The sequence below is a fragment of the Halorubrum sp. Eb13 genome (assembly GCF_002252895.1).
GTDB lineage: Archaea > Halobacteriota > Halobacteria > Halobacteriales > Haloferacaceae > Halorubrum.
In genome coordinates this window covers 1-24,463 of sequence record NZ_NHPE01000004.1, presented here as the reverse complement: position 1 = coordinate 24,463, position 24,463 = coordinate 1, and the positions used below count along the sequence as shown (strand labels likewise).

The 24,463-nt window shown below is 70.3% G+C and carries 27 protein-coding genes and 1 pseudogene; 14 read left to right on the top strand and 14 right to left on the bottom strand.

Translation table 11 applies throughout. The annotated features are described in order from the left end of the window. Positions 1-39: 39 nt before the first annotated feature. From DJ75_RS00220 to DJ75_RS00210, 3 genes are all read left to right on the top strand, one after another. The gene (locus DJ75_RS00220; protein WP_094521876.1) at positions 40-1,386 is read left to right on the top strand and encodes an MFS transporter; all 1,347 of its coding nucleotides are present in this window, start codon (positions 40-42) and stop codon (positions 1,384-1,386) included. A gap of 78 nt (positions 1,387-1,464) precedes the next feature. Continuing rightward, positions 1,465-1,713 carry a hypothetical protein gene (locus tag DJ75_RS00215; protein WP_094521875.1) on the top strand — a complete coding sequence of 83 codons (249 nt, stop codon included), beginning with the start codon at positions 1,465-1,467 and terminating at the stop codon, positions 1,711-1,713. Between the two features lie 45 nt (positions 1,714-1,758). Further along, positions 1,759-2,556, top strand: coding sequence for a winged helix-turn-helix domain-containing protein (locus DJ75_RS00210; protein WP_094521874.1), 798 nt, complete (start codon positions 1,759-1,761; stop codon positions 2,554-2,556). A 10-nt stretch (positions 2,557-2,566) separates the two neighbouring features. On the opposite strand, the gene DJ75_RS18910 is transcribed toward DJ75_RS00210, so the two are convergent. Next, positions 2,567-2,692, bottom strand: coding sequence for a hypothetical protein (locus tag DJ75_RS18910; RefSeq protein WP_254921863.1), 126 nt, complete (start codon positions 2,690-2,692; stop codon positions 2,567-2,569). Between the two features lie 110 nt (positions 2,693-2,802). Further along, complete coding sequence (locus DJ75_RS00205) at positions 2,803-3,339, bottom strand: inorganic diphosphatase (RefSeq protein WP_094521873.1); 537 nt, start codon at positions 3,337-3,339, stop codon at positions 2,803-2,805. A 398-nt stretch (positions 3,340-3,737) separates the two neighbouring features. On the opposite strand from DJ75_RS00205, the gene DJ75_RS00200 reads away from it, so the two are divergent. Continuing rightward, positions 3,738-4,097, top strand: coding sequence for a PadR family transcriptional regulator (locus DJ75_RS00200; RefSeq protein WP_094521872.1), 360 nt, complete (start codon positions 3,738-3,740; stop codon positions 4,095-4,097). Between the two features lie 139 nt (positions 4,098-4,236). On the opposite strand, the gene DJ75_RS00195 is transcribed toward DJ75_RS00200, so the two are convergent. Continuing rightward, complete coding sequence (locus DJ75_RS00195; protein WP_094521871.1) at positions 4,237-4,914, bottom strand: hypothetical protein; 678 nt, start codon at positions 4,912-4,914, stop codon at positions 4,237-4,239. After that, a complete protein-coding gene (rnhA, locus tag DJ75_RS00190) occupies positions 4,901-5,497 on the bottom strand; it encodes a ribonuclease HI (protein WP_094521870.1) in 597 nt (198 codons plus the stop codon). The genes DJ75_RS00195 and rnhA overlap by 14 nt, the downstream gene beginning before the upstream one ends. Before the next feature lie 199 nt (positions 5,498-5,696). Here rnhA and DJ75_RS00185 point away from each other — a divergent pair, with 199 nt between their 5' ends. From DJ75_RS00185 to DJ75_RS00170, 4 genes are all read left to right on the top strand, one after another. After that, a complete protein-coding gene (locus DJ75_RS00185; RefSeq protein WP_094521869.1) occupies positions 5,697-6,689 on the top strand; it encodes a transcription initiation factor IIB family protein in 993 nt (330 codons plus the stop codon). An 84-nt stretch (positions 6,690-6,773) separates the two neighbouring features. Beyond that, positions 6,774-7,706, top strand: a complete 933-nt coding sequence (locus DJ75_RS00180) for a hypothetical protein (RefSeq protein WP_094521868.1) — start codon at positions 6,774-6,776, stop codon at positions 7,704-7,706. Positions 7,707-7,762: 56 nt separating this feature from the next. Continuing rightward, positions 7,763-9,106, top strand: coding sequence for an Nre family DNA repair protein (locus DJ75_RS00175; RefSeq protein ID WP_094521867.1), 1,344 nt, complete (start codon positions 7,763-7,765; stop codon positions 9,104-9,106). A gap of 66 nt (positions 9,107-9,172) precedes the next feature. Then, positions 9,173-9,427 (top strand): preprotein translocase subunit TatA, encoded by a 255-nt coding sequence (locus DJ75_RS00170; protein WP_094521866.1) that lies wholly within the window; start codon positions 9,173-9,175, stop codon positions 9,425-9,427. A 200-nt stretch (positions 9,428-9,627) separates the two neighbouring features. Here the strand turns inward: DJ75_RS00170 and DJ75_RS00165 are convergent, their stop codons facing one another. After that, positions 9,628-9,924, bottom strand: a complete 297-nt coding sequence (locus DJ75_RS00165; RefSeq protein WP_094521865.1) for a PRC-barrel domain-containing protein — start codon at positions 9,922-9,924, stop codon at positions 9,628-9,630. A gap of 112 nt (positions 9,925-10,036) precedes the next feature. Next, a complete protein-coding gene (locus DJ75_RS00160) occupies positions 10,037-11,035 on the bottom strand; it encodes a radical SAM protein (RefSeq protein WP_094521864.1) in 999 nt (332 codons plus the stop codon). A gap of 169 nt (positions 11,036-11,204) precedes the next feature. Between DJ75_RS00160 and DJ75_RS00155 the strand changes: the two genes are divergently transcribed. Together DJ75_RS00155 and DJ75_RS00150 are read left to right on the top strand one after the other, a co-directional pair. After that, positions 11,205-11,945, top strand: coding sequence for a DUF6517 family protein (locus tag DJ75_RS00155; RefSeq protein ID WP_094521863.1), 741 nt, complete (start codon positions 11,205-11,207; stop codon positions 11,943-11,945). Between the two features lie 110 nt (positions 11,946-12,055). Next, on the top strand, positions 12,056-13,183 hold the full coding sequence (locus DJ75_RS00150; protein WP_094521862.1) for a DUF373 family protein: 1,128 nt from the start codon (positions 12,056-12,058) through the stop codon (positions 13,181-13,183). Between the two features lie 53 nt (positions 13,184-13,236). Here DJ75_RS00150 and DJ75_RS00145 read toward each other — a convergent pair whose 3' ends face one another. The 5 genes from DJ75_RS00145 to DJ75_RS00125 form a co-directional block, all read right to left on the bottom strand. Further along, positions 13,237-14,250, bottom strand: a complete 1,014-nt coding sequence (locus tag DJ75_RS00145) for a hypothetical protein (protein ID WP_094521861.1) — start codon at positions 14,248-14,250, stop codon at positions 13,237-13,239. Between the two features lie 165 nt (positions 14,251-14,415). After that, the gene (locus DJ75_RS00140; protein WP_094521860.1) at positions 14,416-15,477 is read right to left on the bottom strand and encodes a phosphotransacetylase family protein; all 1,062 of its coding nucleotides are present in this window, start codon (positions 15,475-15,477) and stop codon (positions 14,416-14,418) included. Next, positions 15,474-17,585, bottom strand: coding sequence for an acetate--CoA ligase family protein (locus DJ75_RS00135; RefSeq protein WP_094521859.1), 2,112 nt, complete (start codon positions 17,583-17,585; stop codon positions 15,474-15,476). The genes DJ75_RS00140 and DJ75_RS00135 overlap by 4 nt, the downstream gene beginning before the upstream one ends. Before the next feature lie 183 nt (positions 17,586-17,768). Further along, complete coding sequence (locus DJ75_RS00130) at positions 17,769-19,517, bottom strand: PAS domain-containing sensor histidine kinase (protein WP_094521894.1); 1,749 nt, start codon at positions 19,515-19,517, stop codon at positions 17,769-17,771. 73 nt (positions 19,518-19,590) lie between these two features. Beyond that, complete coding sequence (locus DJ75_RS00125) at positions 19,591-19,980, bottom strand: helix-turn-helix domain-containing protein (RefSeq protein WP_094521858.1); 390 nt, start codon at positions 19,978-19,980, stop codon at positions 19,591-19,593. 244 nt (positions 19,981-20,224) lie between these two features. Between DJ75_RS00125 and DJ75_RS00120 the strand changes: the two genes are divergently transcribed. The 3 genes from DJ75_RS00120 to DJ75_RS00115 all read left to right on the top strand — a co-directional run bounded on the left by DJ75_RS00120 (position 20,225) and on the right by DJ75_RS00115 (position 21,751). Beyond that, entirely contained in the window at positions 20,225-20,860 is a 636-nt protein-coding gene (locus DJ75_RS00120) for a helix-turn-helix domain-containing protein (RefSeq protein WP_094521893.1), read from the top strand. 95 nt (positions 20,861-20,955) lie between these two features. Continuing rightward, positions 20,956-21,111, top strand: coding sequence for a hypothetical protein (locus DJ75_RS18425; RefSeq protein ID WP_170938315.1), 156 nt, complete (start codon positions 20,956-20,958; stop codon positions 21,109-21,111). A 184-nt stretch (positions 21,112-21,295) separates the two neighbouring features. Then, positions 21,296-21,751, top strand: a complete 456-nt coding sequence (locus DJ75_RS00115; protein ID WP_094521857.1) for a pyridoxamine 5'-phosphate oxidase family protein — start codon at positions 21,296-21,298, stop codon at positions 21,749-21,751. 62 nt (positions 21,752-21,813) lie between these two features. On the opposite strand, the gene DJ75_RS17960 is transcribed toward DJ75_RS00115, so the two are convergent. The 3 genes from DJ75_RS17960 to DJ75_RS00105 form a co-directional block, all read right to left on the bottom strand. Next, positions 21,814-21,963: a zinc ribbon domain-containing protein gene (locus tag DJ75_RS17960; protein ID WP_141211934.1), complete on the bottom strand. Its 150-nt coding sequence runs from the start codon at positions 21,961-21,963 to the stop codon at positions 21,814-21,816. A 115-nt stretch (positions 21,964-22,078) separates the two neighbouring features. Then, positions 22,079-22,834: an ABC transporter permease gene (locus DJ75_RS00110; protein WP_094521856.1), complete on the bottom strand. Its 756-nt coding sequence runs from the start codon at positions 22,832-22,834 to the stop codon at positions 22,079-22,081. Next, positions 22,831-23,904, bottom strand: a complete 1,074-nt coding sequence (locus tag DJ75_RS00105) for an ABC transporter ATP-binding protein (RefSeq protein ID WP_094521855.1) — start codon at positions 23,902-23,904, stop codon at positions 22,831-22,833. The genes DJ75_RS00110 and DJ75_RS00105 overlap by 4 nt, the downstream gene beginning before the upstream one ends. A 145-nt stretch (positions 23,905-24,049) precedes the next feature. Here DJ75_RS00105 and DJ75_RS00100 point away from each other — a divergent pair. Continuing rightward, positions 24,050-24,463, top strand: a pseudogene (locus tag DJ75_RS00100) (dihydropteroate synthase); the annotation flags it as partial.

Below are 24,463 nucleotides of genomic sequence, written 5' to 3'. Positions count from 1 at the left end.
CATCGGTGTATTAAAGGGCGTTTCGGCGCAGTTATCAGCATGGGAAAGGCGGACGACGTCGACCTCCTCGACCCGTTCCGTCAGTTCCTCTCGCTGCGGCGGGACGTGCTCGTCCTGTCGCTCGCGATGTTCGCGTTCAGCCTCGGCTTCCAGATGACGAACCGGTACGTCCCCGAGTACATGTCCGCGTTGGGGGCGAGCGCGTTCGTCATCGGGCTGTTCGGGACCGTCGGAAACGTCATCGGCGCGGTGTACCCGTACCCGGGCGGGCGGCTCTCGGACCGGATCGGGCCGCGGCTCGCGCTCACGCTGTTCGGACTGTTATCGAGCCTCGGGTTCGGCGTGTGGCTCGTCGCGCCGACCCTCGGGACCGTGCGGTTCGCGGGCGTCGTCTTCGAGCCGTGGATCTGGATCTTCGTCGGGCTATTCTTAGCGCAGGCGTGGAAGTCGTTCGGGCTCGGCGCGACGTTCGCGATCGTCAAGCAGTCGGTGCCGCCGGAGCGGCTGGCGCGCGGGTTCGCGAGCACCGAGGTGTTCCGCCGGACCGCGTTCCTGATCGGCCCGCTGATCGCGGCGGGGATCATCCAGTACGCGGCCGACTTCACCGTGAGCTTCCAGTACGTGCTCGCGGTGGCGCTCCTGTTCGGCGTTGTCGCCACCGCGCTCCAACACACGCTCTACGACGCGAGCGAGGACACGCTCGGCAAGGAGTTCGAGGGGGTAAGCGAGGTGGTCGAGGACCTCCGGAGCCTCCCGCCCGAACTCCGCCCGCTGCTCGTCGGCGACACGCTCGTGCGGTTCGCGAACGGAATGGTGTACGTGTTCTTCGTCATCGTGATCACGCAGTTCCTCGAGGTCGGCCTCGACGTCGGCCCCCTCTCCCTGTCGCCCGCGGCCTTCTTCGGCGTGCTGCTGGCGATCGAGATGTCGGTCGCGCTCGTCTCTATGCCGCCCGCGGCGCGCGCCGCGGAGCGGGTGGGGCTCAAGCCGGTCGTCGCGCTCGGCTTCCTCGTGTACGCGGCGTTCCCGGCGCTGCTCATCAACGTCCCCGCCGACACGCCCCTGACCGCGCCGCTCGTCGTCGCGCTGTTCGCGTTCTCCGGCCTCCGGTTCGCGGGGCTCCCCGCGCACAAGGCGCTGATCGTCGGCCCCGCAGAGCGCGACACCGGCGGTCGCGTCTCGGGGTCGTACTACCTCCTCCGCAACGCGGTCGTCATCCCGAGCGCGGCGCTCGGCGGCCTGATCTACGGCGGGTTCTCGGTGCCGGGAACCGGGCTCTCCGTCGCGGGGGATCCCGTCGTCGCGTTCGGGCTCGCGAGCGCGATCGGGCTCGTCGGCGTGGCCTACTTCGCGCTGTTCGGCGAGGAGTACGACGCGTACGCGTGACCGTCGGCGGAGCGGTGGTTCGAGACGGCGCGCCCCGGTCGCCCCGCCGTTTTTCACCTCCCGCGACCGAGAGCGGGTATGACGGACACCGCCGCCGCGATACGGGAGGCGTTCGAGCACACCGACTACGACCTCGGTGACGTCGCGGTCAACCGACGGCAGGTGCGCGTCCCGGTGCTCCAAGAGGGGGCCGACCCCGACGCCCTCCGAGCGGTGATCGAGGAGGCGCTCGGCGCGGACGCGGTCGTCGGTGCCACCGTGCGCACGGAGACGATCGACGGCGAGGACACCATCGGGACGGTGGTCTCGTTCCAGCACCGGCCGTGACGCGGTACGATTAAGCGTGCGGTACCCGTAGCCACCGCGTATACGATGACGGCCGACCACGGACACGACGGCGCACAGTACCTCGCCGGGTCGCCGGTCCGTGTCGCGGTCCTCCGGACGCTCCGGCGGGAGCCGCGTCGCCCGGCCGCGCTGACGGACGCGGTCGACGCGACCCGGACGACGGTCCAGCGGATCCTCGGGGGATTCCGCGAGCGCGACTGGGTCGTCAAACGCGACGCGACCTACCGCGTGACGCCGACGGGGGAGCGCGTCCACGACGCGTACGAGGCCCTGTTGGACGAGGTTGAGCTCGCCGACCGGTACGGGGGGTTCGCCGCCGACCTCGAACGCGTGGGCGCCGAGTTCCCTCCGGAAGCGCTCGACGCCGGCGAACTGACCGTCGCGACGGACGGGAACCCGCTCGCCGCGGTCGACCGGATCACCGAGCTCCTCCGCGAGGGCTGCGGCGCCGAGATCCGCGCGGTCTCGCCGATCGTTATCCAGCAGTTCAACCGGGCGGCCGCGACCGCGCTCGACGCCGGCGCGGAGGTCGAGCTCGTCATCGACCGCGACGTCGTCGAGGCGTCGATCGCCGACTTCGGGCCGGCGACCGACCGAGCGCTCGACGACGACGACGCGACGGTCTACGTCTCGCCGGAGCCGATCGAGTACGGCGTGTTCAGGTGCGACGACGTCGCCTGCGTGACGGCGTACGACCGCCGGAACAACCCCCGATGCGTGCTGGAGTCCACGGACCCGGCGGTGGTCGAGTGGGTCGACGACCGGTTCGAGTCGTTCGTCGCCGACGCCAGCCGGCTGTCAGCCGTCGTCGAGAACGCCTGATCTGAGGCGATTACGCCTCGGTGTCGCCGTCGGAGTCCCCCGAGGACTCGCGGTCGTCGTCGCGGCGGTCGGGATCGAAGTTGGCGGGGACGACCGTCGGGTGGTCGATGCCGACGGACGGGGTGCTCGCGCTCATAGCTCTGTCTGGGCGTACGCGACGCACCGACTAAAAATTACTCATGGGCATAACGCATCCCGCCCGCGGGAGGGTATGTTCAGTGGTTATCCGATTCTCCTATTTCGGGGCTACTCGCCGAACTCGTCGGCGTACAGGTCCTGCGCGTGTTCGATCGCCGCTTTCGCGGCCGCCTTGTCCTCCCAGCCGAGGGTCTCGACCTCTTTCCCGGCCTCGAGGTTCTTGTACGTCGAGAAGAACTCGTCTATCTCGTCGCGGATCTGCTGGGGGATGTCCGCGAGGTCCTCGATGTGGTCGAAACGGGGGTCCTCGGTGGGCACCGCGATCACCTTGTCGTCCTGCTCGCCGTCGTCGTCCATCTTCATGAGCGCGACGGGGCGGGCCTCGACGACGCAGCCGGGGAACGTCTGGTCCTCGACGAGCACCATCACGTCGAACGGGTCCTCGTCGTCGTAGTACGACTGCGGGATGAAGCCGTAGTCGTACGGGTAGTGGACGTTCGAGTGGAGCACGCGGTCGAGGACGACGCCGGGGATGTCCTTGTCGTACTCGTACTTGTTCCGCTCGCCCTTGAGACACTCCACGACCGCGTAGATCTCGTCGGGCGCGTCCGGACCCGTCTCGAGTTCTTCCCAGAGGTTGACCATGTGCCAGATATTCGGTCCAAGGGTCGCAAAGTCCTTTCGGGTTCCCCTCGCCGTCGCGACCTCGGCGAGGCCGGAGCCCCGTCGACGTGACCCCCGCTTTTGATCGATCGTCTCGTCGATCCGGCCGTTTCGGAGCCCCGTTCCTCGACCGACATCCGGCCGGTTTACCAGTTGATCAATTGTCAATTTCCACCCGAACCTTCCGACTCGTCTGATAGATCGTCACGGATGCGTCTCGTTGACCGGCGATCACTCGGATGCGGCGGTCGGTCCGTATCGGCGGCGTCGCATCCGATAGCTCCGATATCGGGGGTATCAGGGGTTTCTTCCGCAGCTAGGTATTTAAACACCGACGAACCTTGAGAAAGGTTATAAGTTCGGCTTCCCTTCAGTCAACTATGTCAGAGGCACAAGCAGTTACTGACACGGAGGCAGCGCGACCGGCATCGGACCTAACGGCGTTCCAACAGAACATCCTCGCGATTCTGTCGGAGGAACCCATGTACGGGCTCGCCATCAAGCGCGAGCTGGAGGCGTACTACGGCTCCGAGGTCAACCACGGGCGGCTCTACCCCAACCTCGACGACTTGGTCGAGGACGGGCTCGTCGAAAAGAGCGAGCTCGACAAGCGGACGAACCAGTACGAGCTGACCGAGGCCGGCCACGACGCGGTCCTCGGACAGCTGGAGTGGGTCCTCGACCGGTTCGTTACCGACGAGGCGCGCGGCGACGAGATTCGCGCGCTCCTCGGCGAGTAACGCCCGAAGGCCCCGCGAGACGCACCGGCGACTAACCGACGCAATTCTGGCACACGCACGCGCGGTGAAAACCGCGCGCCCTCAACCTTCTGAGCGACGGCGGCGTCGTCGCCGCCGCGACCGCCGATCCGGGGCTCGACTACGGCGAGTCCGGCCCGTCGACCTCGGCGGCGGTCGACTCGATCACCGTCAGGGACTCCTCGACGACGGCGAGCTGCTCGTCGGTCGGCCAGCCGTTCCGCGGCAGGTACTCCTCCCGGAACTCCTCGCGCACCGCGGGCGCGGCGTCGTCGACCGCGCGGACGTAGTGATTGCTCATGAACGCCGCGAAGCTGCGGGCGGTGTCGGCGTGCGGCTCGCCGTGCGCGTCGGCGACCGCGTCGGCGACCGCCTCGTTGTAGGCGGCGATCTCGTCGTAGCGGTCGGCGTCGCCCGGCCCGGACAGCGACACCTCGACGGCCCGGTCGGTGGTCTCGATCCGGTCGAGCTGCACCGTCCCGTCGGCCATCCACTCGTCGGGGTACAACACGAGGGTGTCGTCGTCCTCGCGGAGCCGCGGGGCGTAGTCGTGACCCGCGACGAGTTCGTCGCGGCGATCGCGGTAGAACGCGGCGGCCGCGTCGTCCTCGGTCCGCCGGGCGAGCCGCGTGAGCCGCTCCGCCTCGTCGACGACCTCGACCGGCACGTCCGGGACCCGATCGTCGTCGCTCGCGCCGTCCTCGGCCGCGTCCCCGTCACCCTCGGGCTCTTCGGCCGCCATCACCTCTCGCGCTCGTTCCTTCGCCCACTCCGGGGGTTCGTCGTTAGTTCGCGTCATCGAGTGCCTCGTTCGCTAGATCGTCGGCGCGCGCGTTTATCTCCCGCGGAACGTGGCCGATCGACCACCGGTCGAACCGCGCTAACAGCTCTCTGGCGCGCACCCGCTTCTCGCGCAGTTCGGGGTCGTTGGCGTCCCACTCGCCGCGCACCTGCTTGACGATCAGCTCCGAGTCGCCGCGGACGTCGATCGCCTCGAAGCCGTACTCGTCGGCCGCCTCCAGTGCCCGGATCAGTGCGGCGTACTCGGCCTGGTTGTTTGTGACCGTCCCGATCCGCTCGCCGCCCTCGGCGACGACGCCGTCGGACGTGACGAGACACCAGCCGACCGCGCCGGGCCCGGGGTTCCCGCGGGAGGCGCCGTCGAAGTAGACGTGCGCGCGGCCGCCCCCCTCGCGGAGGAGGTTCGTCAGCCGCGTCGGGTCGCTCCCCTGTACCACGACCTTGTCGTCGTACGCGACGGCGACGGCGCCCTCGCGCTCGGCGCGCCACCGCTCGTGGGCGGTGTTTCCCGGCTCGATCCGGACGCCGGCGTCCTCCAGACGGGTCCGCGCGGTCACCGGATCGCAGTCGATCGTCGGCATTCGTTCGCAGTCGTCGCCGGCGCGTCAAAGGCCTGTCCGTCGCCGGTGCGGTGAAGACCGTCCCTCGTCGGTGCGGTGAAGTCGGGTCCGTCGCCGGTGTGGTGAAGACCGTCCCTCGCCGGCGCCTCACCGCGCGGTCGGGCGATCCCCGTCTCTCACGAACTTTTAAGTTAATCCGTTAAGATAGTATATAAATGCGATGACACGGCCCACCCGGCAACGGGATCACGACCGGCAGCGTGTGCGGGACGAGGACGTCGACGAAAACGAAATTGACCCGGAAGAGCTGGACCCGGAGGAGTTAGACCCGGAGGACTTCGACCCCGCGGACCTGACGCGGACGGCGGACGGCGAACTGATTCACGAGGAGACCGGCCTGATAGTCGAAGAGGAACAGATCGATCCCGGCCCGGAGTGGCGCGCGTTCAATCACTCGGAGCGGCAGTCGAAGTCGCGCGTCGGCGCCCCGACGACGAAGACGATGCACGACAAGGGGCTGACGACGACGATCGACTGGAAGGACAAGGACGCGTACGGACGATCCATCTCCTCGAAGAAGCGCTCGCAGATGCATCGGCTTCGGAAGTGGCAGGAGCGCATCCGGACGAAAGACGCGGGCGAGCGCAACCTCCAGTTCGCGCTCTCGGAGATCGACCGGATGGCCAGCGCGCTCGGCGTCCCCCGATCCGTCAGGGAGGTCGCCTCGGTCATCTACCGACGCGCGCTCAACGAGGACCTCATCCGCGGTCGGTCGATCGAGGGCGTCTCCACCGCCGCCCTTTACGCCGCCTGTCGCAAGGAGGGGATCCCACGGTCGCTGGAGGAGATCTCCGACGTCTCCCGAGTCGACCGCAAGGAGATCGGCCGGACGTACCGCTACATCTCCCAGGAGCTCGGCTTAGAGATGCGTCCGGTCGACCCGAAGAAGTACGTCCCCCGCTTCTCCTCCGAGCTCGAACTGAGCGAGGAGGTCCAGTCGAAGGCCAACGAGATCATCGAGACGACCGCCGAGAAGGGACTCCTCTCCGGGAAGTCGCCGACCGGGTACGCCGCCGCCGCTATCTACGCGGCCTCGCTCCTGTGTAACGAGAAGAAGACCCAGCGCGAGGTCGCCGACGTCGCGCAGGTGACCGAGGTCACCATCCGCAACCGGTATCAGGAGCAGATCGAGGCGATGGGGATCCACAGCTGAACGAAGCGACGGGGATCCACGACTAGGCGCCGGCGCGGGCGAGCGGCGCGGCGTTTTTCGGATCGCGCGCACGTATCGTAACGCATGCTCGTCTGCGGGACGCACCGAGGGCTGTATCGGCTCGACGATCCGCTGGACGACCCGACTCGGGTCGCCGCGTGCGGGCGGGTCCGCGAGGTCGTCCGCAGCGGCGACGCCCGAATCGCCGCGACCGAGGAGGGGCTGCTCCGCTCGACCGACGGGACCGAGTGGGACCGCTTCGAGCTCTCCGAGGACCCGTTTTCCGTCCTCGCCGGTCCGGAGACGGTCCTCGTCGGCACCCGGCCGGTCGGCGTACAGCGGGCGAGCCCGGACCCGGAGACCGGGGACTGGCGGTTCGACCCCGTCGGCGACCTCGCCGCGCATCCGCACGGGGAACGGTGGCGCGACCGGGCGCCGGACGGCGAGCCGAGCGTCAGGACGCTCGCCATGCACCCGGACGACGGGGTCCTCGCGGGGCTCGAACCGGGCGGCGTCTACGCCTTCGGCGGGGAGTTCTGGCGGCGGTACGGCCGCGGCGTCCACGACGACGTCCACGACCTGCGCGTGCTCGGCGACGGCGGCGTCGTCGCCGCCACCGGGAACGGGCTCTACCGGACCGACGACGGCGACCGGTGGCACCGGCTCGACACCGACTTCCGCGACTTCTGGGCGAACTACTTCCGCGAGGCGATCGTCCACGGCGGGCGGCTCTACGCCGGGGCGAACCGCTGGGGGCCGGACGCGCCCTCGGGCGTGACCCTCTCGGCGCCCGCGGACGACGGGGAGTTCGACGCCGATGCCGACCCCGTGCCCGCCGCCGACCCGGCGTTCGTGGTCTCGTGGGCTGTCACCGGGGACGCCCTCGTCGGCGGGACGCTGCGCGTCGACGACGACGGGTTCGCCGCTGAGGAGCCGGCGCCGCTGGTCGTGCGCGAGGACGGCGCGTGGAGCACCGGCGCGACGCTGCCGGCCGGCGTCACGTCGCTCGCGACCTGACCGCCGCCCGGCCGACGGCGACATCGTCAAGTCCGAATCGCCCCTAGCACCGGCGAATGCGGCTCGACGAGTTCATCGAGTTCGAGGCGAACGAGCGCGCCGAGCGGCGGCGCCTCGCCGCCGAGAAGGACTACGGCATCTTGGACCGCCTGGACTCCTTCGAGCGGCGCTTCGAGGAGCACGTCTCCGACGACGCCGTGGTCGGCAGCGTCTCCCCCTCCATCTTCGTCGGTCGCTCGGACTACCCGAACGTCTCGACCGGGCTGCTGTCGCCGGTCGGCCGCGAGGAGCGCGCGGCCGCGTTCGAGACCTCCGCGTCGTGGTACGACGAAGGGGTCTCCATCTCGGACGTGTTCGACCGCCGGACCAGCCTGCTCAACTCGGCGCGCGGCGTCGACGTCAGGGACGTCGGTGCGAGCGCCGACGCCGTGGGGGGCGTCTCCGCCTCCGTCACCGCGGGCGCCGACGCGGCCGCGAGCGTCCACGACGCGTGGAACGGCTGGGTCGGCGTCCAGCGGGAGGTCGCCATCGCCGACCGCCCGGTCGACGTGGAGATCGGGCTCGACGGGGCGCCCGACCTCGACTTCGACGTCGGCACGCAGGACATCAAGACGCCGACCGGACCCCGCGCGGCCGCCCGCACCGCGGAGCTCGGCGAGAACCCGCACGTCCCCCGCCCGATACAGAAGACCCTGGAGGACGACGACTGGCGCGCCGAGGGCGCGATGACGTACCTCTACCGCCGCGGGTTCGACGTGTACGAGATCAACACGATCCTCTCCGCGGGCGCGCTGGGGCGCGGAGAGAACCGCCGGCTCGTCCCGACGCGCTGGTCGATCACGGCGGTCGACGACACGGTCGGGCAGTTCCTTCGCGGCTCGATCCGCGATAACCCGACCGTCGACCGGATCGAGGTCCACCGCAACGAGTACCTCGGCAACGCGTTCTGGGTCGTTCTGGCGCCGGGGCGGTGGGAGTACGAGCTCGTCGAGATGAAGTCGCCCGGTTCGATCTGGAACCCGGACCCCGAGGCGGGCGTCTACCTCGCGGCCGCCAGCGAGGGCCGCGAGGGCCGGACCGGGTACGTCGAGGAGACGGCCGGCGCCTACTACGCGGCCCGGCTGGGCGTCCTCGAACACCTCGACGACCGCGGGCGACAGGCGAAGGCGCTCGTCTTGCGGCACGTCTCCGACGACTACTGGGGCCCCGTCGGCGTCTGGCAGGTGCGCGAGGCCGTCAGGAACGCGTTCGACGGGGAGCGCGGGACCGCCGAGACGTTCGGCGAGGCGGTCCGCGGCGTCGCCGAGCACCTCCCGGTGTCGCTCGGTCGCCTGCGGCGGAAGTCGACGCTGGCGGCCGGGCTGCAGGCGAATCTCAGTGACTTCGCCGACGTCGGGTGAGGTCGCGGAGGCGACGGCGGGTCCCCGCCCCGATCGCTTTAGTCGCGTCACCGAGTGTGTGGCCTCATGGTTCCCACCGTCCCCGCGTTCGGCGGCGTTCCAGCCGGTCCCGAGCTCGTGATCATCCTGATCATCCTCGTCCTCCTCTTCGGCGTTCCAATCGTTCTCATCGCGGCAGGCGTGGTGTTCCTCAAACTGCGCTCTGACAGCGAGGAGGCGGACGCCGACCGCATCGCGGACCTGGAGGCGGAGGTCGAACGCCTCCGCGAGGAGGTGGACGACGAGCCGGACAGCCGCGACGGCGACGACGATAGCTTATAAACCCCGATGCGGTGGCGTCGCCGGTGCGTAGCGCCGGCTGTGAGCGAGAGCTTCGCTCTCGCCCCGCGAGCGGCTGCTACGGAGGGATTCACCGCGACGTGATTCGATGATAAATCCCGATCAGCGACAGCTCACGTTTGGGTAGAAACCCCAGACTCTCTGCCCGCGTCGCTCGCTCCCGTCGTCGTTAACACTCCGTATCAGTCCTCCGCCCAGTAGTACAGGTCCTCGCGCGGCGCGTCGCAGTTCGGGCAGCTATCGGGAAGCTCCGTCCCGATCTCGCCCATCTCGCCGCACTCCCAACAGCGCCACATCACGTAGGCGGTGCCGAACACGTCGCGGGCGTCGGTGAGCCCCAGTTGCCGTGACTCCGACGGCGACGTGACGTAGAAGCCGTCGTCGTCGACTCCTCGTACCGTCCCGAGCTCCTCGCCGTCCTCGTCGTACACCGGTTGTCCGATGCTCACGTCGGCGAATACGGGTTCTTCGGAGGCCATGCGCGGGGGTACGCACCGGTCCCTCATAAGTGTGGTATGTGGTCGCGTCCCACAGAAGAAGGAAGATCGATATCGTGCCGATGCGACGCGGAGGCGAGGACCGAGTCGCCGCTCAGGCGACCGGTGTCCGCTCGACGACGGTCCCGTCGACGGTCGGGTACTGCTCGACGATCTCCCCCTCGTCGAGGTCGCCGTCCTCGATCATCTCCTCTAAGAGCCACCACGCGATCTCGACGTGGTCCGACTTGACGGTGTAGAAGTCTTCGGGGACGCCGAGCGACTCGAACCGCTCGGGGTCGGCGAACGCCTTTCCGTAGACGAGGGTGCCGTCGTCGGTCACCTCGTCGAACTCGCGGCGGATGTTCTTCGCCATCCGCTTGAGCCGGTTCCGGTGTTGGGCGGCGTCTTTGAACACCGACGTACAGAAGTACACCTTCTCGTGGCTCGCCATCTCGGAGACGATCGCGTCGTCCTTCGATCCCTCGACGGCGGACATGTGGCCCTCCTGTAGCTCGAACCCCTCCTCCTGCATCCGGCGGTAGTTACCGTCGGACATCTCGAACTCGTTGATGTTACAGAACTCCGCGGCGCCCTCGTCTAAGAACTCCAGGAACTCCGGCTCCGCGCGGATGCCGGGGATCTCGAAGGCGGGCGTGAGCCCCTCCTCCCGGGCGATGTACAGGATCTCCTCCCATTCGGTCCCGTGCATGTCGCCCCACAGCTCCACCGGCGGGTGGAAGCGGATCTCGTCGAGCCCCGCCTCCGAGAGGCGGCGCATGTTCTCGCGGCCCCCCGTGATCCCGGTGTACAGGTGCGTGTGGTGGTCTTCGCCGAACTCGTCTTTCAGCAGTTCGAGGTAGCGGGTCGTCTTCGCCATCGCCTCCTGCGGTTCGCCGCCGGTGATCGAGGTGCCGAGCGCGCTCATGCGCTTGGCCTCTTCGATCACGTCCTCGTCGGACTCCACCTTCCGCTCGTTGGCGTACACGTCCGTGACGTTCTTCCGGTTCTCTCCGAGGGGGCAGTAGAAACAGTCCCGCTGGTCGCAGTAGCCGTAGACGAACAGCACCATCTTACCGCCCTTGGCGCACTGTTCACAGCCCTTGGAGATCATCTGTCCCCTCCTACCGGCCGCGGCGTGAAAAAGCGTGCGAACTCCGCGTTCCCGGGAGAGGCGTTATCACGCCGGTGTCGCGGGCGCCGCGAGCGTGACGCGCCGGCGACCCGACCGCTCGGGCCGGACGAACACAAAGTATGTACCGTCCCCGACGCGACCGGGAGCCATGACCGGAGAGCCGACCGCAGACGAGAGAGCCGAGTCAGCCGACGCCGGGTCCGAGTCGGCCGACGCCGGGCCGTACACTCGCCGTCGCGCGCTCGCCGCCGGCGGTGCAGTCGCGCTCGCCGGCCTCGCCGGCTGCACCGCGCTCGACGTCGCCACCGGCGAGCCCGCCGAGTTCACCGCGGGGACCGCGACGGTCGCGGACGCGACGCTGTCGGAGAGCGGGTACGAGCTCAACGAGGTGACCGACCGGACCGTCTCGCGCGAGTTCGAGGTCGGCGGACAAACCCGAGAGGTCCGCGTGACGAACACCGTCGCCGAGTACGACAAGGCAGTCGAGCTGTTCGGCCAGCGCTACCAGGCCGCCGTCTTCGCCGCGGTGACGACGCCGCAGGTGCGGGTGCTCGGGCAGGCGCTCAACCCGATCGCCGAGATGAGCACCCGCGATCGAGCCGAGCTCATCCTGAACCGCTACGAGAACGTCGGCGACTTGGAGCGCGGCTCGGAGTACACGACGACGGTCCTCGGCGCCGACGCCGAGGTCGTCGTGTACACGGCCGAGGGAGAGATCGAGGGGACGGGGACGAGCACGGAACTGGAGCTTCACATCGGCGAGCCGGTCGCGGCCGGCGACGACTTCGTCCTCCCGCTCGCGGCGTACCCGGCCGCATTCAGCGACGGCGAGAACGTCCGCCAGATGATGAACGGGATCGAACACGAGCCGGCGTCGGGCGGGGACTGAGCCGACCCGACCGAGGAGACGCGACCGGCACACGGGCCGGAAACTCCCGCCCCCGTGCGCCGCCGCTCCGAGCCGAAAACATATGCCGGCCCCTCGCATAGCGTCGCGTAATGCTGTTGGTCCTCTGCGTCGACCTCGACGACGACCTCGGCCGCAAGACCGGTATCCCGACCCCGGTGATCGGCGCCGACGACGTCACGGAGGCCGCCGTCGCGCTCGCGACGGCCGACCCGGAGGACTCGGACGTGAACGTCCTCTTCCAGGGCGTGAACGTCCACGACGAACTCGCGGCCGGCGGCGAGGCGGTCGAGGTCGCCGCCGTCACCGGCGTTGACGGGTCCGACGTGAAGGCGAACCGCGCGGTCGGGAAGGAGGTCGACCGCGTCCTCGCCGAGCTGTCGACCGGCGAGGAGGTCTCCGCGGTGGTCATCACCGACGGCGCGCAGGACGAATCCGTCCTCCCGGTGATCCGCTCGCGGATGCCGATCGACGGGATGCGACGCGTCGTCGTCCGGCAGGCGCAGGACCTCGAATCGCTCTACTACACGATCAAGCAGGTGCTCGCGGACCCGGAGACCCGCGGCACGATTCTCGTCCCCCTCGGCGTCCTCCTCCTCATCTATCCGCTGGTCGTCGTCGCGAACCTCTTCGACGTCGCCGGCGCGGCGGTCTTGGGGATCCTCTCCGGGCTCGTCGGACTCTACTCGCTGTTCCGCGGGCTCGGGCTGGAGGAGACCGTCGACGGGGCGGCCTCGACGGTGCGGAACGTCCTCTACACGGGGCGCGTGACCCTCGTCACGTACGTCGTCGCGCTCGCGCTGATCGTCGTCGGCGGCGTGCAGGGCGTCGAGACGGTCGAGACGGTCAGCGCTGTCCGCGGCGGGTCGATCACCGCCGGCGTGACGCTGGCCGCGTTCGTCCACGGGTTCGTCCAGTGGCTCGCGGTCGCCGGCGTCACCTCCAGCCTCGGTCAGATCACCGACGAGTACCTCGGCGGCCGGTTCCGGTGGCGGTACCTCAACGCCCCCTTCTACGTGCTCTCCATCGCGGTCGTGCTGTACGCCGTCTCCGGCTTCTTCCTCCCGGACGCGCGGGGGGTCACGTCGCTCGGCCTCCCGGACCTCGCGATGGCGCTCGCGGCCGGGACGCTCACGGCCGTGTTGAGCACGCTCGCGTTCGCCGTCGCGGAGTCGCAGCTCCCGTCGGCGACGGGCGTCGGCGAGCGAAAGAGCGGGTAGGTTGCGGGGCGGTACGGCGGCGGAGCGGGACGGCGGCGGAGCGGCCGGGTCCGTTACCGGGGCGTCCACTCCTCGCAGGCGTCCATGTCGTCCATCAGTTCGTCGTGATGGTCGCAGTACGGCTGCATCCCCTGATCGGTCCGGACGTAGTCGAAGTGCGTGCAGTTCCCGCAGTAGGTGTCGCCGGGGCCGTCCCGCGCGGCGGCGTCGACGCCGGGCGAGACGTCGGCGCCGGCCCGCCCGTCTGAGCCCGGACCCGCGGGTCCGTTCGGCCCGTCGGCGGGTCCCGCGTCGCCGAGGGGCGACCGGATGTCGGTGTCGGCCTCGCCGCCGTCGCTCACGCCGGCGGAGCCCCCCCGTCGCTCGCCCGAGACGCCTCCGGACGAGCCCGTGCCGAGACCGGTTCCCGAACTCGTCGTCGCTCCGTTCCCGGTCGTCGCGTCCGTCCGTCCCGCTCGGTCCGGTCGGTTCGTCTGCGTCTCCACGTCGCCGTCGGGGGTCCCGCCGAGGAGGCCGACGCCGCCCATCCCGTCGATCTGGTCTCGGCCGACCTCGATGATCTTCGTCTCGCCCTTGTGGGTCACCTCCATCGTGACGGTGCCGCCGGGGTCGTTGCGCGTCTTGAAGTTCGCGACCCCGACGAAGACGCTCCACAGCGCCGTCGCGGCGCCGACGAAGTACAGCCCCGCCGTCGGCAGCGTGAGGTCGGTCAGCTCCGGTCGCGGTCCGCTGACCCAGTGGTAGGGGTAGGCGTACGCGAACAGCGCGACGCCGAGGCACATCACGCTCGCCCCGACGACGGCGGCGACCCGCGTGTTGCGGTCCGCGGGGAGGACGGCCATCACGCCGAGCAACACCAGTGGGACGCCCACGCCGCCGAGCACGCCGCCGAGCCGCCGCGCCTCGCCGGAGCTGTAGCCGCTCGGGAGAGTGACCTCCGCGGCGACGAGGAGCCCGACGACGAGGAGCAGGGTTCCGGCGACGAACGAGCCCACGCCGAGGTAGAGCCGACGCGGGTCGACCTCGGAGCGTCCCCGTCCGCCGTACGCCTCCGAGAGACTGGTCATACGCCGCCTACGTCGTCCTCCCTGAAAACAGTATGTCAGACGTTCGCCCGCGGCGACGGACGGGGCGGCGATTGCGGGGGTGACGGCGCCGCCGGAGGCCCCCGACATCGGCGCGTCGCCCTCCGACACCGGCGCGTCGCCCTCCGACATCGGCGCGTCGCCTTCCTACACCAGCGCGTCGATGTCGACGTGCGCGTCGAGCAGCTCCGCCATCCGATCGACGGTGCGCGCGTCTCGGGTCCGGCCGCTGCGGACGATCCCCTCGGCCCGATCGATCGCGGTGACGGTGTCGGTGTTGAGCGCGAGGACGGGCTTGCCGGCGTCGGCCGCCTTCCCGAGCACCGCGCCCGAGGGCCGGTGTCCCCCCGTCAGGACGAGGCACGCGACGCCCGAGGCCTCGAGCGCGGCCGTCTGGACGTCCGCGCGGTCGCCGCCCGTGATGACGGCGGCGTCGCGGGCGCGCCGGAAGTACCGCAGCGCCTCGTCGCCGCCCATCGCGCCCACGAGGAACCGCTCGACGAAGCCGTCGGTCGGGGCGTCGGTGAGCAGCTCGGCGCCGAGCTCGTCGGCGAGTTCGCCGACGGTGACGCCCGCGAGCTCCTTCTCGTGCGGGATCGCGCCGAAGACGGTGATCCCTCTCGACTCGAGGAACGGGATCCCGTCCTGGTCGAGCGAGTCGAACGCGTCGTCGGAGACCTTGTTGAAGACGACGCCGGCGAGCCGGTCGCCGAAGGCGTCGGCGGCCGCGAGCACGTCGTCGAGGTCGTTCGGCGAGCCGTACCCCGCGACGAGCACCACCCGCGCGTCGAGCAGCTCGGCGATGTCGACGTCGGTGAGGTCGACGACGCCGCCGGTGGTCCAGCTGGCGGCGCCCTCGACGAACATGTGGTCGCGCTCGGCCGCGAGCTCATCGTACTCCTCGCGGACCCGGTCGCGGAGCGCGTCGGGGTCCTCGGTGCCGCGGATCGCGCCCTCGACGAACGTCGGCGAGTAGACGACGGGCTCCATCTGGTGCATCTCGGCGTCCAGGCCGAGCACGTCGCGGGCGAGCATCGGGTCCTGGTCGAGCGTCTTGCCGACGTTCGACTGGAGGCGGGTCCCCTTCGGCTTCATGTAGCCGACGCTGCGGTCGCGGTCGGCGGCGAGCCGCGCGAGCGCGACGGTGATCGCTGTCTTTCCGGCGCCTTCTCCGGTCGCGGTGACGAGTGTCGTGGTGGTGTCTGTCATTGGTCGAGTTCCTCCGGGTCAACGGTGAGTCTCACGTCGACGGCGGCGGCGTTCGCCCCGTCGGCGTCGGGCAGTGCGACGAGCGGGTTGATGTCGAGTTCGAGGATGGCCGGGAAGTCGGTGACCAGCTGCGAGAGCCGACCGATCGTCTCGATCACGGCGTCGACGTCGACCGGGTCCCGGCCGCGGGCGCCGCGCAGCAGCGGCGCCGACTGGATCTCCTCGGTCATCTCGCGGGCCTCCGGCTCCGAGACGGGCGCGACGCGGAAGGTGGTGTCCTCCATCACCTCCACGAAGATGCCCCCGAGCCCGAACATCAGCAGCGGGCCGAACTGCGGGTCGCGGTTCATGCCGACGATAGTCTCGACGCCGTCCTCCAGATCGACCATCTCCTGGACCTGCACGCCGAGCACGGTCGCGTCCGGCTGGTAGTTGCGCGCCCGGGTGATCAGGTCCTCGTAGGTGTCCGCCACGTCCGCGTCCGAGACGCCGACGGCGACGCCGCCGATGTCGGACTTGTGGAGGATGTCCGGCGAGACGATCTTCATCACGACGTCGCCGTCGACGCCGGCGGCGACCTCGGCGGCGCGCTCGGGCGTGTCGACGATCTCGCCGTCGGGCGTGGGGATCCCGTACGCGTCCAGCAGCTCCATCGCCTCGACGCCGAGGCGGTTGTCGTCGCGGTCGCGCACCGTCTCCAGGATCCCGCGGGCGCGCTCGCGGTCGACGTCGAAGGACATCGGGTCGTCGTACTCGCGCTCCCTGATGTCGCGGTACCGCGCGAGCGTCGCGAGGCTTTCGATCCCGCGCGCCGGGTCGAAGTAGCAGGGGATCCCCCGCGCCTGGAGCTGCTGTTTCGGCTCGCGCGTCCGGTCGCCGCCCATCAGACAGGCGGCCACGGGGGCGTCCATCTCCTCGCTGACCGCCTCGATGGCGTCCGCGAGGTCTGCGAAGTCGATCGTCGCCGTGGGGGCGGCCAGCACGAGGGCGGCCCCGACGTTGTCGTCGGCGACGGTGATTTCCAGGGCCTCGCGGAACCGCTCCACGTCGGCGTCGCCGATCACGTCGACCGGGTTGTGGATGTTCGCCTCGTCGGGCATCGACTCGGCGAGCGCGTCGCTCGTCTCGGCGGTGAACGACGCCATGTCGAGGTCGGCGTCGCCGACGGCGTCGGTCGCCATCACGCCGGGGCCGCCGGCGTTGGTGACGATGGCGACGCTGTCGGTGTCCGGGAGCGGCTGGCTCCCGAGGATACCGGCGGAGTCGAACAGCTCGTCGACCGACTCCGCGCGGATGACCCCGGCCTGATCCAGGCCGGCCTCGTACGCCTTGTCGGAGCCGGCGAGCGTGCCGGTGTGCGAGGAGGCGGCCTGCGCGCCGGCGCTCGTCCGCCCTGACTTCACGGCGACGATCGGGGTGTCCTGCGTCGTCTCGCGGGCGGTCTCGATGAACTCGCGGCCGTCCTCGATCCCCTCGAGGTAGCCGATGATCACGTCGGTCTCCTCGTCCGACCCCCAGTGGTCGACGAAGTCCGTCTCGTCGAGGACGGCCTTGTTGCCGAGCGAGACCACGTCCTTGAAGCCGATCCCGTTGTCGTTGGCCCAGTCGAGGACCGCGGTGACGAACGCGCCCGACTGGCTCATAAAGGAGAGCCCGCCGGGGAGCGCGTTCTCCGGGCCGAACGTCGCGTTCATGCCCGAGGGCGTCGACATGATCCCCAGGCTGTTGGGGCCGACGAGGTTGAGGTCGTACTCGTCGGCTATCTCCGCGAGACGCTGCTCCCTCGCGGCCCCGTCCTCCCCCGTCTCGCCGAACCCGGCGGTGATGACGACGACGTTCCGGACGCCCGCGGCGCCGCACGCCTCGATCGCGTCCAACACGATCGAGGGCGGGACGACGATCACGGCGACGTCGGCGTCGGCGTCGGCCACCTCGTCGACGCAGGGCGTCCCGAGCACCTCGTCGCAGTTCGGGTTGACGGGGACGGTGTCGCCGTCGAAATCGTCGAGGAGATTCGACGTGACGGCGCGGCCGACGGCCCCCTCGCGCGACGTCGCGCCGACGACGGCGACCCGATCCGGGTCGAACAGCTCGTTGAGCGTACCCATCAAGGTGAATCTACGCGAACCTGTGGCTTAAGATCCGTGGGAGCGTCTTCGGTAGCGGAGTCAATAACGAACGACCGTTCGGAACCGTCTGGGTCGGGCGAGGACCGTCCGCGGATCGGCGCGGTTCGTCCCCGTCCTCAATCGCTTCCTGCCCCCGTCCTCAATCGCTCCCTGTCCCCGTCCTCAATCGCTCCCCGACCCGCTCCCCGCTCCCGAACCGACGTCCTCCAGACCGTCGACTTCTTTCCCGGCCGCGTGTCCCGTGACGTCGCTTCCGGCGTTCGCGCGTCCCACCGCCGTCTCGGGTCGCCCGGGCGGTCTCGCCGCGAGCGACTCCTCGCCCGCCTCCCGGCCGACGCTCGGGACGGTGAGCGTGACGACGTTGCCGTCCGCGTGCGTGTCGAACGAGAGGTCGCCGCCCGATCGGTTCGCGACCCAGTACACGAGCCAGAGCCCCATCCCGCCCGTGTGGCGCAGGTCGTCCATCTCCCACCGGTCGGTGATGACGTACCGCTCCTCCGGGGGGATGGGCGGGCAGTTGTCGCGGATCGAAATACCGACCGACTCCGTCGTCTCGGTCACGTCGACCCGAACCCGCGGCGTCGACTCCGCGTGTTCGATCGCGTTCTCGACGAGCTCGGCGATCGCGTAGTCGAGCTCCGGATGCGTGAACGCCCGCACGCCTCGCGGGTACGAGACGGAGAGGCTCGCGACGGGATCGCCGTCCGCGGTCGCGTCGGGGTCGCGGTCCCGGTCGGCGGCCCGCTCGAAGCCGTTCGGCTCGACGCCGGCCGCTCCGTCGGCGGTCGGTCCGCGGTAGCTGACGTCGATCTCGCCGCGGCCGTCGCAGTCGTCGACGACCATGTCGAGCGCCGCTTCGACGACGGGGGCGACCTCCACCGACTGCGGCGAGCCGCGCTGGCGAAGCAGGTCGATGACCCCGCGCTGCTTCTCGGCGGTCGTCAGCAGATCGGAGGCGACCCGCCGAACCGTCTCGGCGTCCTCCGCGAGCGCCGCTCCGAGTTCGGCCAGCTCCTCCGGGTCGGTCGGGGGGGTCCCCGCCCCCTCGCTCTCCCACGCCTCCGGGTCGAACGCGTCCGCGGCCGCCACGCGGTCGACGATCCGCTCCGCGGTGCCGTCGACGATGTTCATGTCGTTGCGGAGCGTGTGACGGAGCAGGTTGTCCATCACGGCGAGCTGTCGCTCGCGGCGGTACTCGTCGGTGACGTCCTGCGCGAACCCGGTGACAGCGACGACCTCCCCGCTCTCCACGACCGGCTCGCCGGGCACTCGAACCCACCGGGTGGTCCCGTCTTCCGTCCCGAGCCGGTAGTCGATCAGCGCCGACTCGCCCGCCGAGAGCCGCTCCATCGCTCGTTCGACGTACGGTCGGTCGTCGGGGTGGACCGCGTCGAGGAAGCTCTCCGGGTTCCGACGGAGCCGGTCGGGGGCGACGTGGAACACGCTCTCGACGGCGTCGTTGATGAACAACAGCTCGGACCAGTCCGCGGAGAACATCCAGAACACGTCCGGAGACACGGAGGCGATCGTCTCCAAGCGCCGCCGTGACTCCACCTCGCGGGTCGCGTCGCGGGAGGTCAACACGTAGCCGTCGACGCCCGTCTCCGCGGGGGTGTGAACCCGCGTCCGGAGCCACACCCACCCGCCGTCCGCGGTGGCGTACCGGTACTCGATCGGTTCGTCCGGGTCGACCTCGCCGGCGACGACCGCCGCGAACGTCTCCCTGAGCCGTCCCTCGTCTTCCGGGTGGACGAGATCGAACGCGTCCGTCCCGACGAGCGCCTCCGGGTCGAACCCGATCACGTCGGTGGCGGCCGCGTTCAGGTGCCGATAGATCCCGTCTTCGTCGAGGACCACGACCTTGTCCTGAGCGAGGTTCAGGAGGGTCTCGGGATCCGGACCGGCGTTCATACGGTACGGGTTCTCCGGGCGGCACATAAGGCTGATCGCCCGATTATCAGCCCGAAAAACCGGCGTTTCAGAGTCAGTCGGCAGAGATCCCGGTCGTCTCGGGGGGCGCGGTGAGCGAGTCGATGCTCCCGTCTTCGACGGTCAGCGTGACGCCGTCGTCACCGAGTTCGACCGCCGCGTCGGTGGCGCCGCGACTGTACTCGGCGGCGTGGTCTCCCTCCGGGTCGAAGCGGACTCCCTCGACCAGGAGCGGCGTCTCGCTCAGTCGCTCGACCTTCCGGTAGGCCGTCGAGAGCGCGATGTCGCACGCGTCGGCCAGCTCGCTCGTGGTCATCGGCGTGTCGGCGGCGCCGAGGATCGCCCGACAGTCGGGGTCCGCGAGGGCGTCGAACGTCGCGTCGAGCGTCTCGTCTCCCTCGGTCGCCGTCGTCGGTCCAGTCGCGTACGAGGCCTGTCGCTTCATGGATGTAGGTACCCGCTCCACCCACCCCAACACCGCCCCTGTATATGAGGGGTATTTTATAAGTGAGCGCCGGAATCGGTCGCCTCCGACCCGTTCGCGGCGGGGTGCCTGCCCGCGCGGAGCGAGGCGCCCGACCGCGTCGCGGCGCGAAGCGAGGCCGGGACGCGGGACCACCGGGGTGCGGGACCGCAGACGGGCCCACGGCGTCAACGTTTTGCCCGGGGGCGGTCACGGACGGATGCAGATGGGATCCGGCATCAGAGCGGAGGTTTCGCTCCCGACGGGGACGCCGTCGCCGTTCGACGGCGTCGCCGACGGTTCGAGCCCGATCTACAGCGTCGCGCGGAGCACGCCGGACGGGGCCGGGGGGTCGGCCGTCTTCGAGTTCATCGCCGACGCCGACCTGTCGGTGCCCGAGGGGGTCGACGTCGTCTTCGACTACGGCGCCAAGGCCGCGTACCGGTTCGAGGCCGACTCCTCGGCCGACTCGCCGTTCGCGGTGCTCGACCGGCACGGGCTGCCGGTTTCGGAGACGACGATCCGAGACGGGCGCCTCCTCGTCACGTTCCACGCGACCGATCTCCCGACGCTCCGATCGGTGCTCGACGCGTTCCGGGAGTCGACCCCGGACATGGAGGTGTTGCGGCTCCTCCAGTCGTCGTCGACGCCGGAGGAGTCGGACCTGGTCACCGTTGACCGGAGCGACCTCACCGAGCGTCAGCGCGAGGTGCTCACGGCCGCCTACGACGCCGGCTACTTCGATCACCCCAAGGGGGCGAACGCCGGCGAGGTCGCCGAATCGCTCGGCATCGACCGCTCGACGTTCAGCGAGCATATCGCGGCCGCACAGCGGAAGCTGCTTTCGTCGCTACTGGACTGAGCGGCCGCGTGCGACCGAGAGCCGCCGTTGATCGGATTCCGAAACTTCAGGAATCCAAACCATCCTTCATGAGTGTCTGTGTCGTACTCGTATCCATGACGAGTCCAGGGACTCACACGTTCGTCTGCCCGGAGTGCCGTCGGTCGATCGAGGTGGACGACGCTATGCGGGCGACGCTGCTCGACGTCGGCTGCGTCGTCTGCGGCGAACCCGTCACCGAGAGCGACATCAGCGACCCCCAGACCGCGTAACGCCGCCCCGTCGTTTGCCTCGGCTCTCCCCGCCGTTACCCCGAGATACGTCGACTGCATCGCCGTCGCCCGCCGAGCGCGCAGACCTCCGCCCGTCGAGCGCGCGGACCTCCACCCGCCTCGCCGGCTCCGCGGTCCGATCCGTCTCGTGTCCTTTATCCGGGCGTACGCCGACTCGTTGCGTATGGCGACGAACAGCGAGGTCGAGATGACCGACGCGGAGGTCGACGCGTTCCTCTCGCACCACGAGACCGGCGTGCTCTCGCTTGCGCGCGACGAGACGCCGTACGCTATCCCGATCTCCTATGGATTCGACGAGGAGTCCCGCGACGCCTTCCTCCGGCTGGTGTCGACGCCCGACAGCGAGAAGCGTGAGTTCCTCGCCTCGAACCCGAAGGCGCGCATCGTGGTGTACGAGGAGGACGGCGACGAGTACGGCAGTGTCGTCGGCGTCGGCACGCTCCGCAGGGTCGACCTCGACGAGCTCACGCCCGAGACGATCGCGCAGTACGGGGAGACCCGCCGCCCCCTCTTCGAGATCTGGGCCGACGGGAAGCCCGACCTCGACATCGACCTCTATCGGTTCGTCCCCGACCGACTCACCGGGCGGACGATCGTCGTCGAGCGCGACGACGAGTGAGGCGGCCGCTGACGCGCTGATTTTCGATCGTCACCCGGCGAGCGACCCGTCCGGGCGAGACCTTATCTGTCGTCGGTATCGTCGGAGAAGTCGCCCTCGCTGGCGCCGGTCGTACAGACCGGACAGCCCGTGGCGAGGATCGTCTCCCGCATCTCCTCGTTGACCTCGATGGTCTGCGCGCAGTCCGAACAGGTGAATTGAACGGTCGTCAACACTGGACCTCTCTCGTCTCTCCGAGACGGCACCGTGCGATATAAATGACCGGCTTCGGGGACGGCGGGTCCCCCGTCGGGTACCCTTCCGACTTAGTTCGATGCCGTTCCCGCTTCAGTCCGTCCGCGGGACCGCGTACGCGCCGACCGCGAGGAACGCGACCGCGAGCGCCGAGAGGACGGCGAGGTCGCCGACCCACGCGCCTGGCTCGTGAACGATCGCCCGCGTCCCGCGCGCGAAGTACGTCAGCGGCGAGGCGGCGACGGCCGGCCGGAACCACGCCGGCAGCAGGTCGGGCGAGACGAACGTCTCGGAGAGGAAGAGCAGGGGGAGCGCGACCGTGTTGCTCGCGGCGATCACGCCGTCCTGCGAGCCCGTGAGCGCGCCGAGCACGGCGCCGAGCCCGCAGAACAGCGCGACGCCGACGGCGACGAAGACGGGGAGGACGGCGAGCGCGGGCGAGACGACCGGCTCGGCGTCGGTCACCGCGAGGACGAGCCCGAAGATCAGCAGGCTCGCCGCGCCGATGATCGCGACGTTGACCAGTGTGTGCGCGAGCAGCCACTCCGCGCGGGAGAGGGGCGTCGTCGCCAGCTTCTCGAACCGGCCGCCGTCGCGGTGGCGGGCGATCTCCGAGCCGACCCGCGAGAGGGGAGTGAAGAGGACGACGACCGCGAGGTAGCCGGGGATGTAGTACCCCGCCGGCTCCGCGAACAGCCCCCCGCCGGTCGGCTGGGTGCGGACCAAGGCGCCGAAGATCACCACGAGGATCACCGGGAAGAAGAACGTGAAGAACACCGCCGTTCGCCGCCGGAGGAACGACCGCGCCGCCGCGGTCGCCTCGGTGCCGATCCGGCCGACGCGGGTCATCGGCCGCCTCCGTCCGGTGCGTCGCCGCCGTCGGGCGCGGCCGGCGTCTCCTCGCTCGGGATCGCCCGCCCCTCCCGCGGCGAGTACTCCTCGCCGGTGAGCCGCAGGTAGACGTCCTCAAGCGAGGGCTCGGACCACGCGAGCGACTCGAAGGCGACCCCGGCGGCGTCGAGGGCGTCGACCGCGTCGCCGATCGTCTCGGGCCGAACGCCTCGGACCCGCAGCCCCTCGCGGGTCGACTCGACGTCGGCGTCGCCAGCGAGGCTCGCCGCGACGCGCTCGTCGACGCGCTCGACGAGCCCGTCGCTCGCGGGGCCGTCGAGGGTCACGTCCAACCGGGGGGCGCCGCCGTGTTCGGCGATCAGCTCGTCGGGCGGCCCGACCGCGACGACGGCGCCGTCGCGGAGGAGGGCGACGCGGTCGGCGAGGCGCTCGACCTCGTCCATCGCGTGGCTGGTGAGGAAGACGGTCGTCCCGCCGTCGGCGAGCCGCTCGATCAGGCGGTGGATCGACCGCCGGCCGGCCGGGTCGATCCCGGTCGTCGGCTCGTCGAGGAAGAGGAGGTCGGGGTCGTTGACGATGGCGGTCGCGACGCAGGTCCGGCGCTGTTGGCCGCCCGAGAGCGTCTCGTACCACGCGTCCGCGTCGTCGGCCATCCCCACGTCCCGGAGGACCGACTCGACGCCGCGGGCGTCGTCGTAGAGGCCGCCGTAGTACTCGACCAACTCGGTCGCGGTGAGGCGTTCCGGCGGGTCGAACGACTGCGGGAGCAGGCCCACGCGCTGCGGGTCGACCTCGCGGGGCGGGACGCCGAACACGCGCAGGTCGCCCTCGGCGTCGGTCGTCCCCGTCAGCGCCCGGACGAGAGTCGTCTTCCCCGCGCCGTTGGGGCCGATGAGCCCGAACACCTCGCCGGCCTCGACGCGGAGGTCGACCCCGTCGAGCGCGACGACGTCGCCGTACGACCGCCGGACGCCCTCGCCGACGAGGGCCGGGTCGCGGGCGCCGTCGTCCCCCGTCGAATCGGCCTCGTCGACCGCGGACGCCGACGCGGCCGCTGTCTCGTTCATGCGATCGCTCGGTCGGCCGCGCGCGTAAGGGTTGCTCTTCGCGGCGGGAGGCGACGGGCCGGCGCGGCGGCGGGAACCGCCCACCGGTGCCGGGTTCGAGGGCACGGTCCGTTACGCCTAAGCGACCCGACGCCGACCCACGGACATGGACTACCACGAGGCGGCGGCGTTCCTCTTCGACCTCCGCCGCTTCTCGGTCAAGCCCGGGACCGAGCGCGTCGCGGCGCTGCTCGACCGGCTCGGCAACCCCGAGGACGACGTGCCGTTCGTGCAGGTGGCCGGCTCGAACGGGAAGGGGAGCACGGCGCGCATGACCGAGTCGATCCTGCGCGAGGCCGGGCTCTCTGTCGGGCTCTACACCTCGCCGCACCTCTCCGCGCTCGCCGAGCGGGTCCGCGTCGACGGCCTCCCGATGACGGAGGACGCGGTCACCGCCTTCGTCGAGGACGTCAAGCCGTGGCTCGTCGAGCGCGCGGCCGCCGGCGAGCCGCTCACGTTCTTCGAGGTCGTCACGGCGATGGCGATCCGCGATTTCGCGCGCCGCGACGTCGACGTCGCG

Excerpts from the sequence above, each read along its gene's own strand:
- DJ75_RS00220 (WP_094521876.1), top strand. The coding sequence starts at position 40 with ATGGGAAAGGCGGACGACGTCGACCTCCTCGACCCGTTCCGTCAGTTC.
- DJ75_RS00215 (WP_094521875.1), top strand. The coding sequence starts at position 1,465 with ATGACGGACACCGCCGCCGCGATACGGGAGGCGTTCGAGCACACCGAC.
- DJ75_RS00210 (WP_094521874.1), top strand. The coding sequence starts at position 1,759 with ATGACGGCCGACCACGGACACGACGGCGCACAGTACCTCGCCGGGTCG.
- DJ75_RS18910 (WP_254921863.1), bottom strand. The coding sequence starts at position 2,692 with ATGAGCGCGAGCACCCCGTCCGTCGGCATCGACCACCCGACGGTCGTC.
- DJ75_RS00205 (WP_094521873.1), bottom strand. The coding sequence starts at position 3,339 with ATGGTCAACCTCTGGGAAGAACTCGAGACGGGTCCGGACGCGCCCGAC.
- DJ75_RS00200 (WP_094521872.1), top strand. The coding sequence starts at position 3,738 with ATGTCAGAGGCACAAGCAGTTACTGACACGGAGGCAGCGCGACCGGCA.
- DJ75_RS00195 (WP_094521871.1), bottom strand. The coding sequence starts at position 4,914 with ATGACGCGAACTAACGACGAACCCCCGGAGTGGGCGAAGGAACGAGCG.
- rnhA (WP_094521870.1), bottom strand. The coding sequence starts at position 5,497 with ATGCCGACGATCGACTGCGATCCGGTGACCGCGCGGACCCGTCTGGAG.
- DJ75_RS00185 (WP_094521869.1), top strand. The coding sequence starts at position 5,697 with ATGACACGGCCCACCCGGCAACGGGATCACGACCGGCAGCGTGTGCGG.
- DJ75_RS00180 (WP_094521868.1), top strand. The coding sequence starts at position 6,774 with ATGCTCGTCTGCGGGACGCACCGAGGGCTGTATCGGCTCGACGATCCG.
- DJ75_RS00175 (WP_094521867.1), top strand. The coding sequence starts at position 7,763 with ATGCGGCTCGACGAGTTCATCGAGTTCGAGGCGAACGAGCGCGCCGAG.
- DJ75_RS00170 (WP_094521866.1), top strand. The coding sequence starts at position 9,173 with ATGGTTCCCACCGTCCCCGCGTTCGGCGGCGTTCCAGCCGGTCCCGAG.
- DJ75_RS00165 (WP_094521865.1), bottom strand. The coding sequence starts at position 9,924 with ATGGCCTCCGAAGAACCCGTATTCGCCGACGTGAGCATCGGACAACCG.
- DJ75_RS00160 (WP_094521864.1), bottom strand. The coding sequence starts at position 11,035 with ATGATCTCCAAGGGCTGTGAACAGTGCGCCAAGGGCGGTAAGATGGTG.
- DJ75_RS00155 (WP_094521863.1), top strand. The coding sequence starts at position 11,205 with ATGACCGGAGAGCCGACCGCAGACGAGAGAGCCGAGTCAGCCGACGCC.
- DJ75_RS00150 (WP_094521862.1), top strand. The coding sequence starts at position 12,056 with ATGCTGTTGGTCCTCTGCGTCGACCTCGACGACGACCTCGGCCGCAAG.
- DJ75_RS00145 (WP_094521861.1), bottom strand. The coding sequence starts at position 14,250 with ATGACCAGTCTCTCGGAGGCGTACGGCGGACGGGGACGCTCCGAGGTC.
- DJ75_RS00140 (WP_094521860.1), bottom strand. The coding sequence starts at position 15,477 with ATGACAGACACCACCACGACACTCGTCACCGCGACCGGAGAAGGCGCC.
- DJ75_RS00135 (WP_094521859.1), bottom strand. The coding sequence starts at position 17,585 with ATGGGTACGCTCAACGAGCTGTTCGACCCGGATCGGGTCGCCGTCGTC.
- DJ75_RS00130 (WP_094521894.1), bottom strand. The coding sequence starts at position 19,517 with ATGAACGCCGGTCCGGATCCCGAGACCCTCCTGAACCTCGCTCAGGAC.
- DJ75_RS00125 (WP_094521858.1), bottom strand. The coding sequence starts at position 19,980 with ATGAAGCGACAGGCCTCGTACGCGACTGGACCGACGACGGCGACCGAG.
- DJ75_RS00120 (WP_094521893.1), top strand. The coding sequence starts at position 20,225 with ATGGGATCCGGCATCAGAGCGGAGGTTTCGCTCCCGACGGGGACGCCG.
- DJ75_RS18425 (WP_170938315.1), top strand. The coding sequence starts at position 20,956 with ATGACGAGTCCAGGGACTCACACGTTCGTCTGCCCGGAGTGCCGTCGG.
- DJ75_RS00115 (WP_094521857.1), top strand. The coding sequence starts at position 21,296 with ATGGCGACGAACAGCGAGGTCGAGATGACCGACGCGGAGGTCGACGCG.
- DJ75_RS00110 (WP_094521856.1), bottom strand. The coding sequence starts at position 22,834 with ATGACCCGCGTCGGCCGGATCGGCACCGAGGCGACCGCGGCGGCGCGG.
- DJ75_RS00105 (WP_094521855.1), bottom strand. The coding sequence starts at position 23,904 with ATGAACGAGACAGCGGCCGCGTCGGCGTCCGCGGTCGACGAGGCCGAT.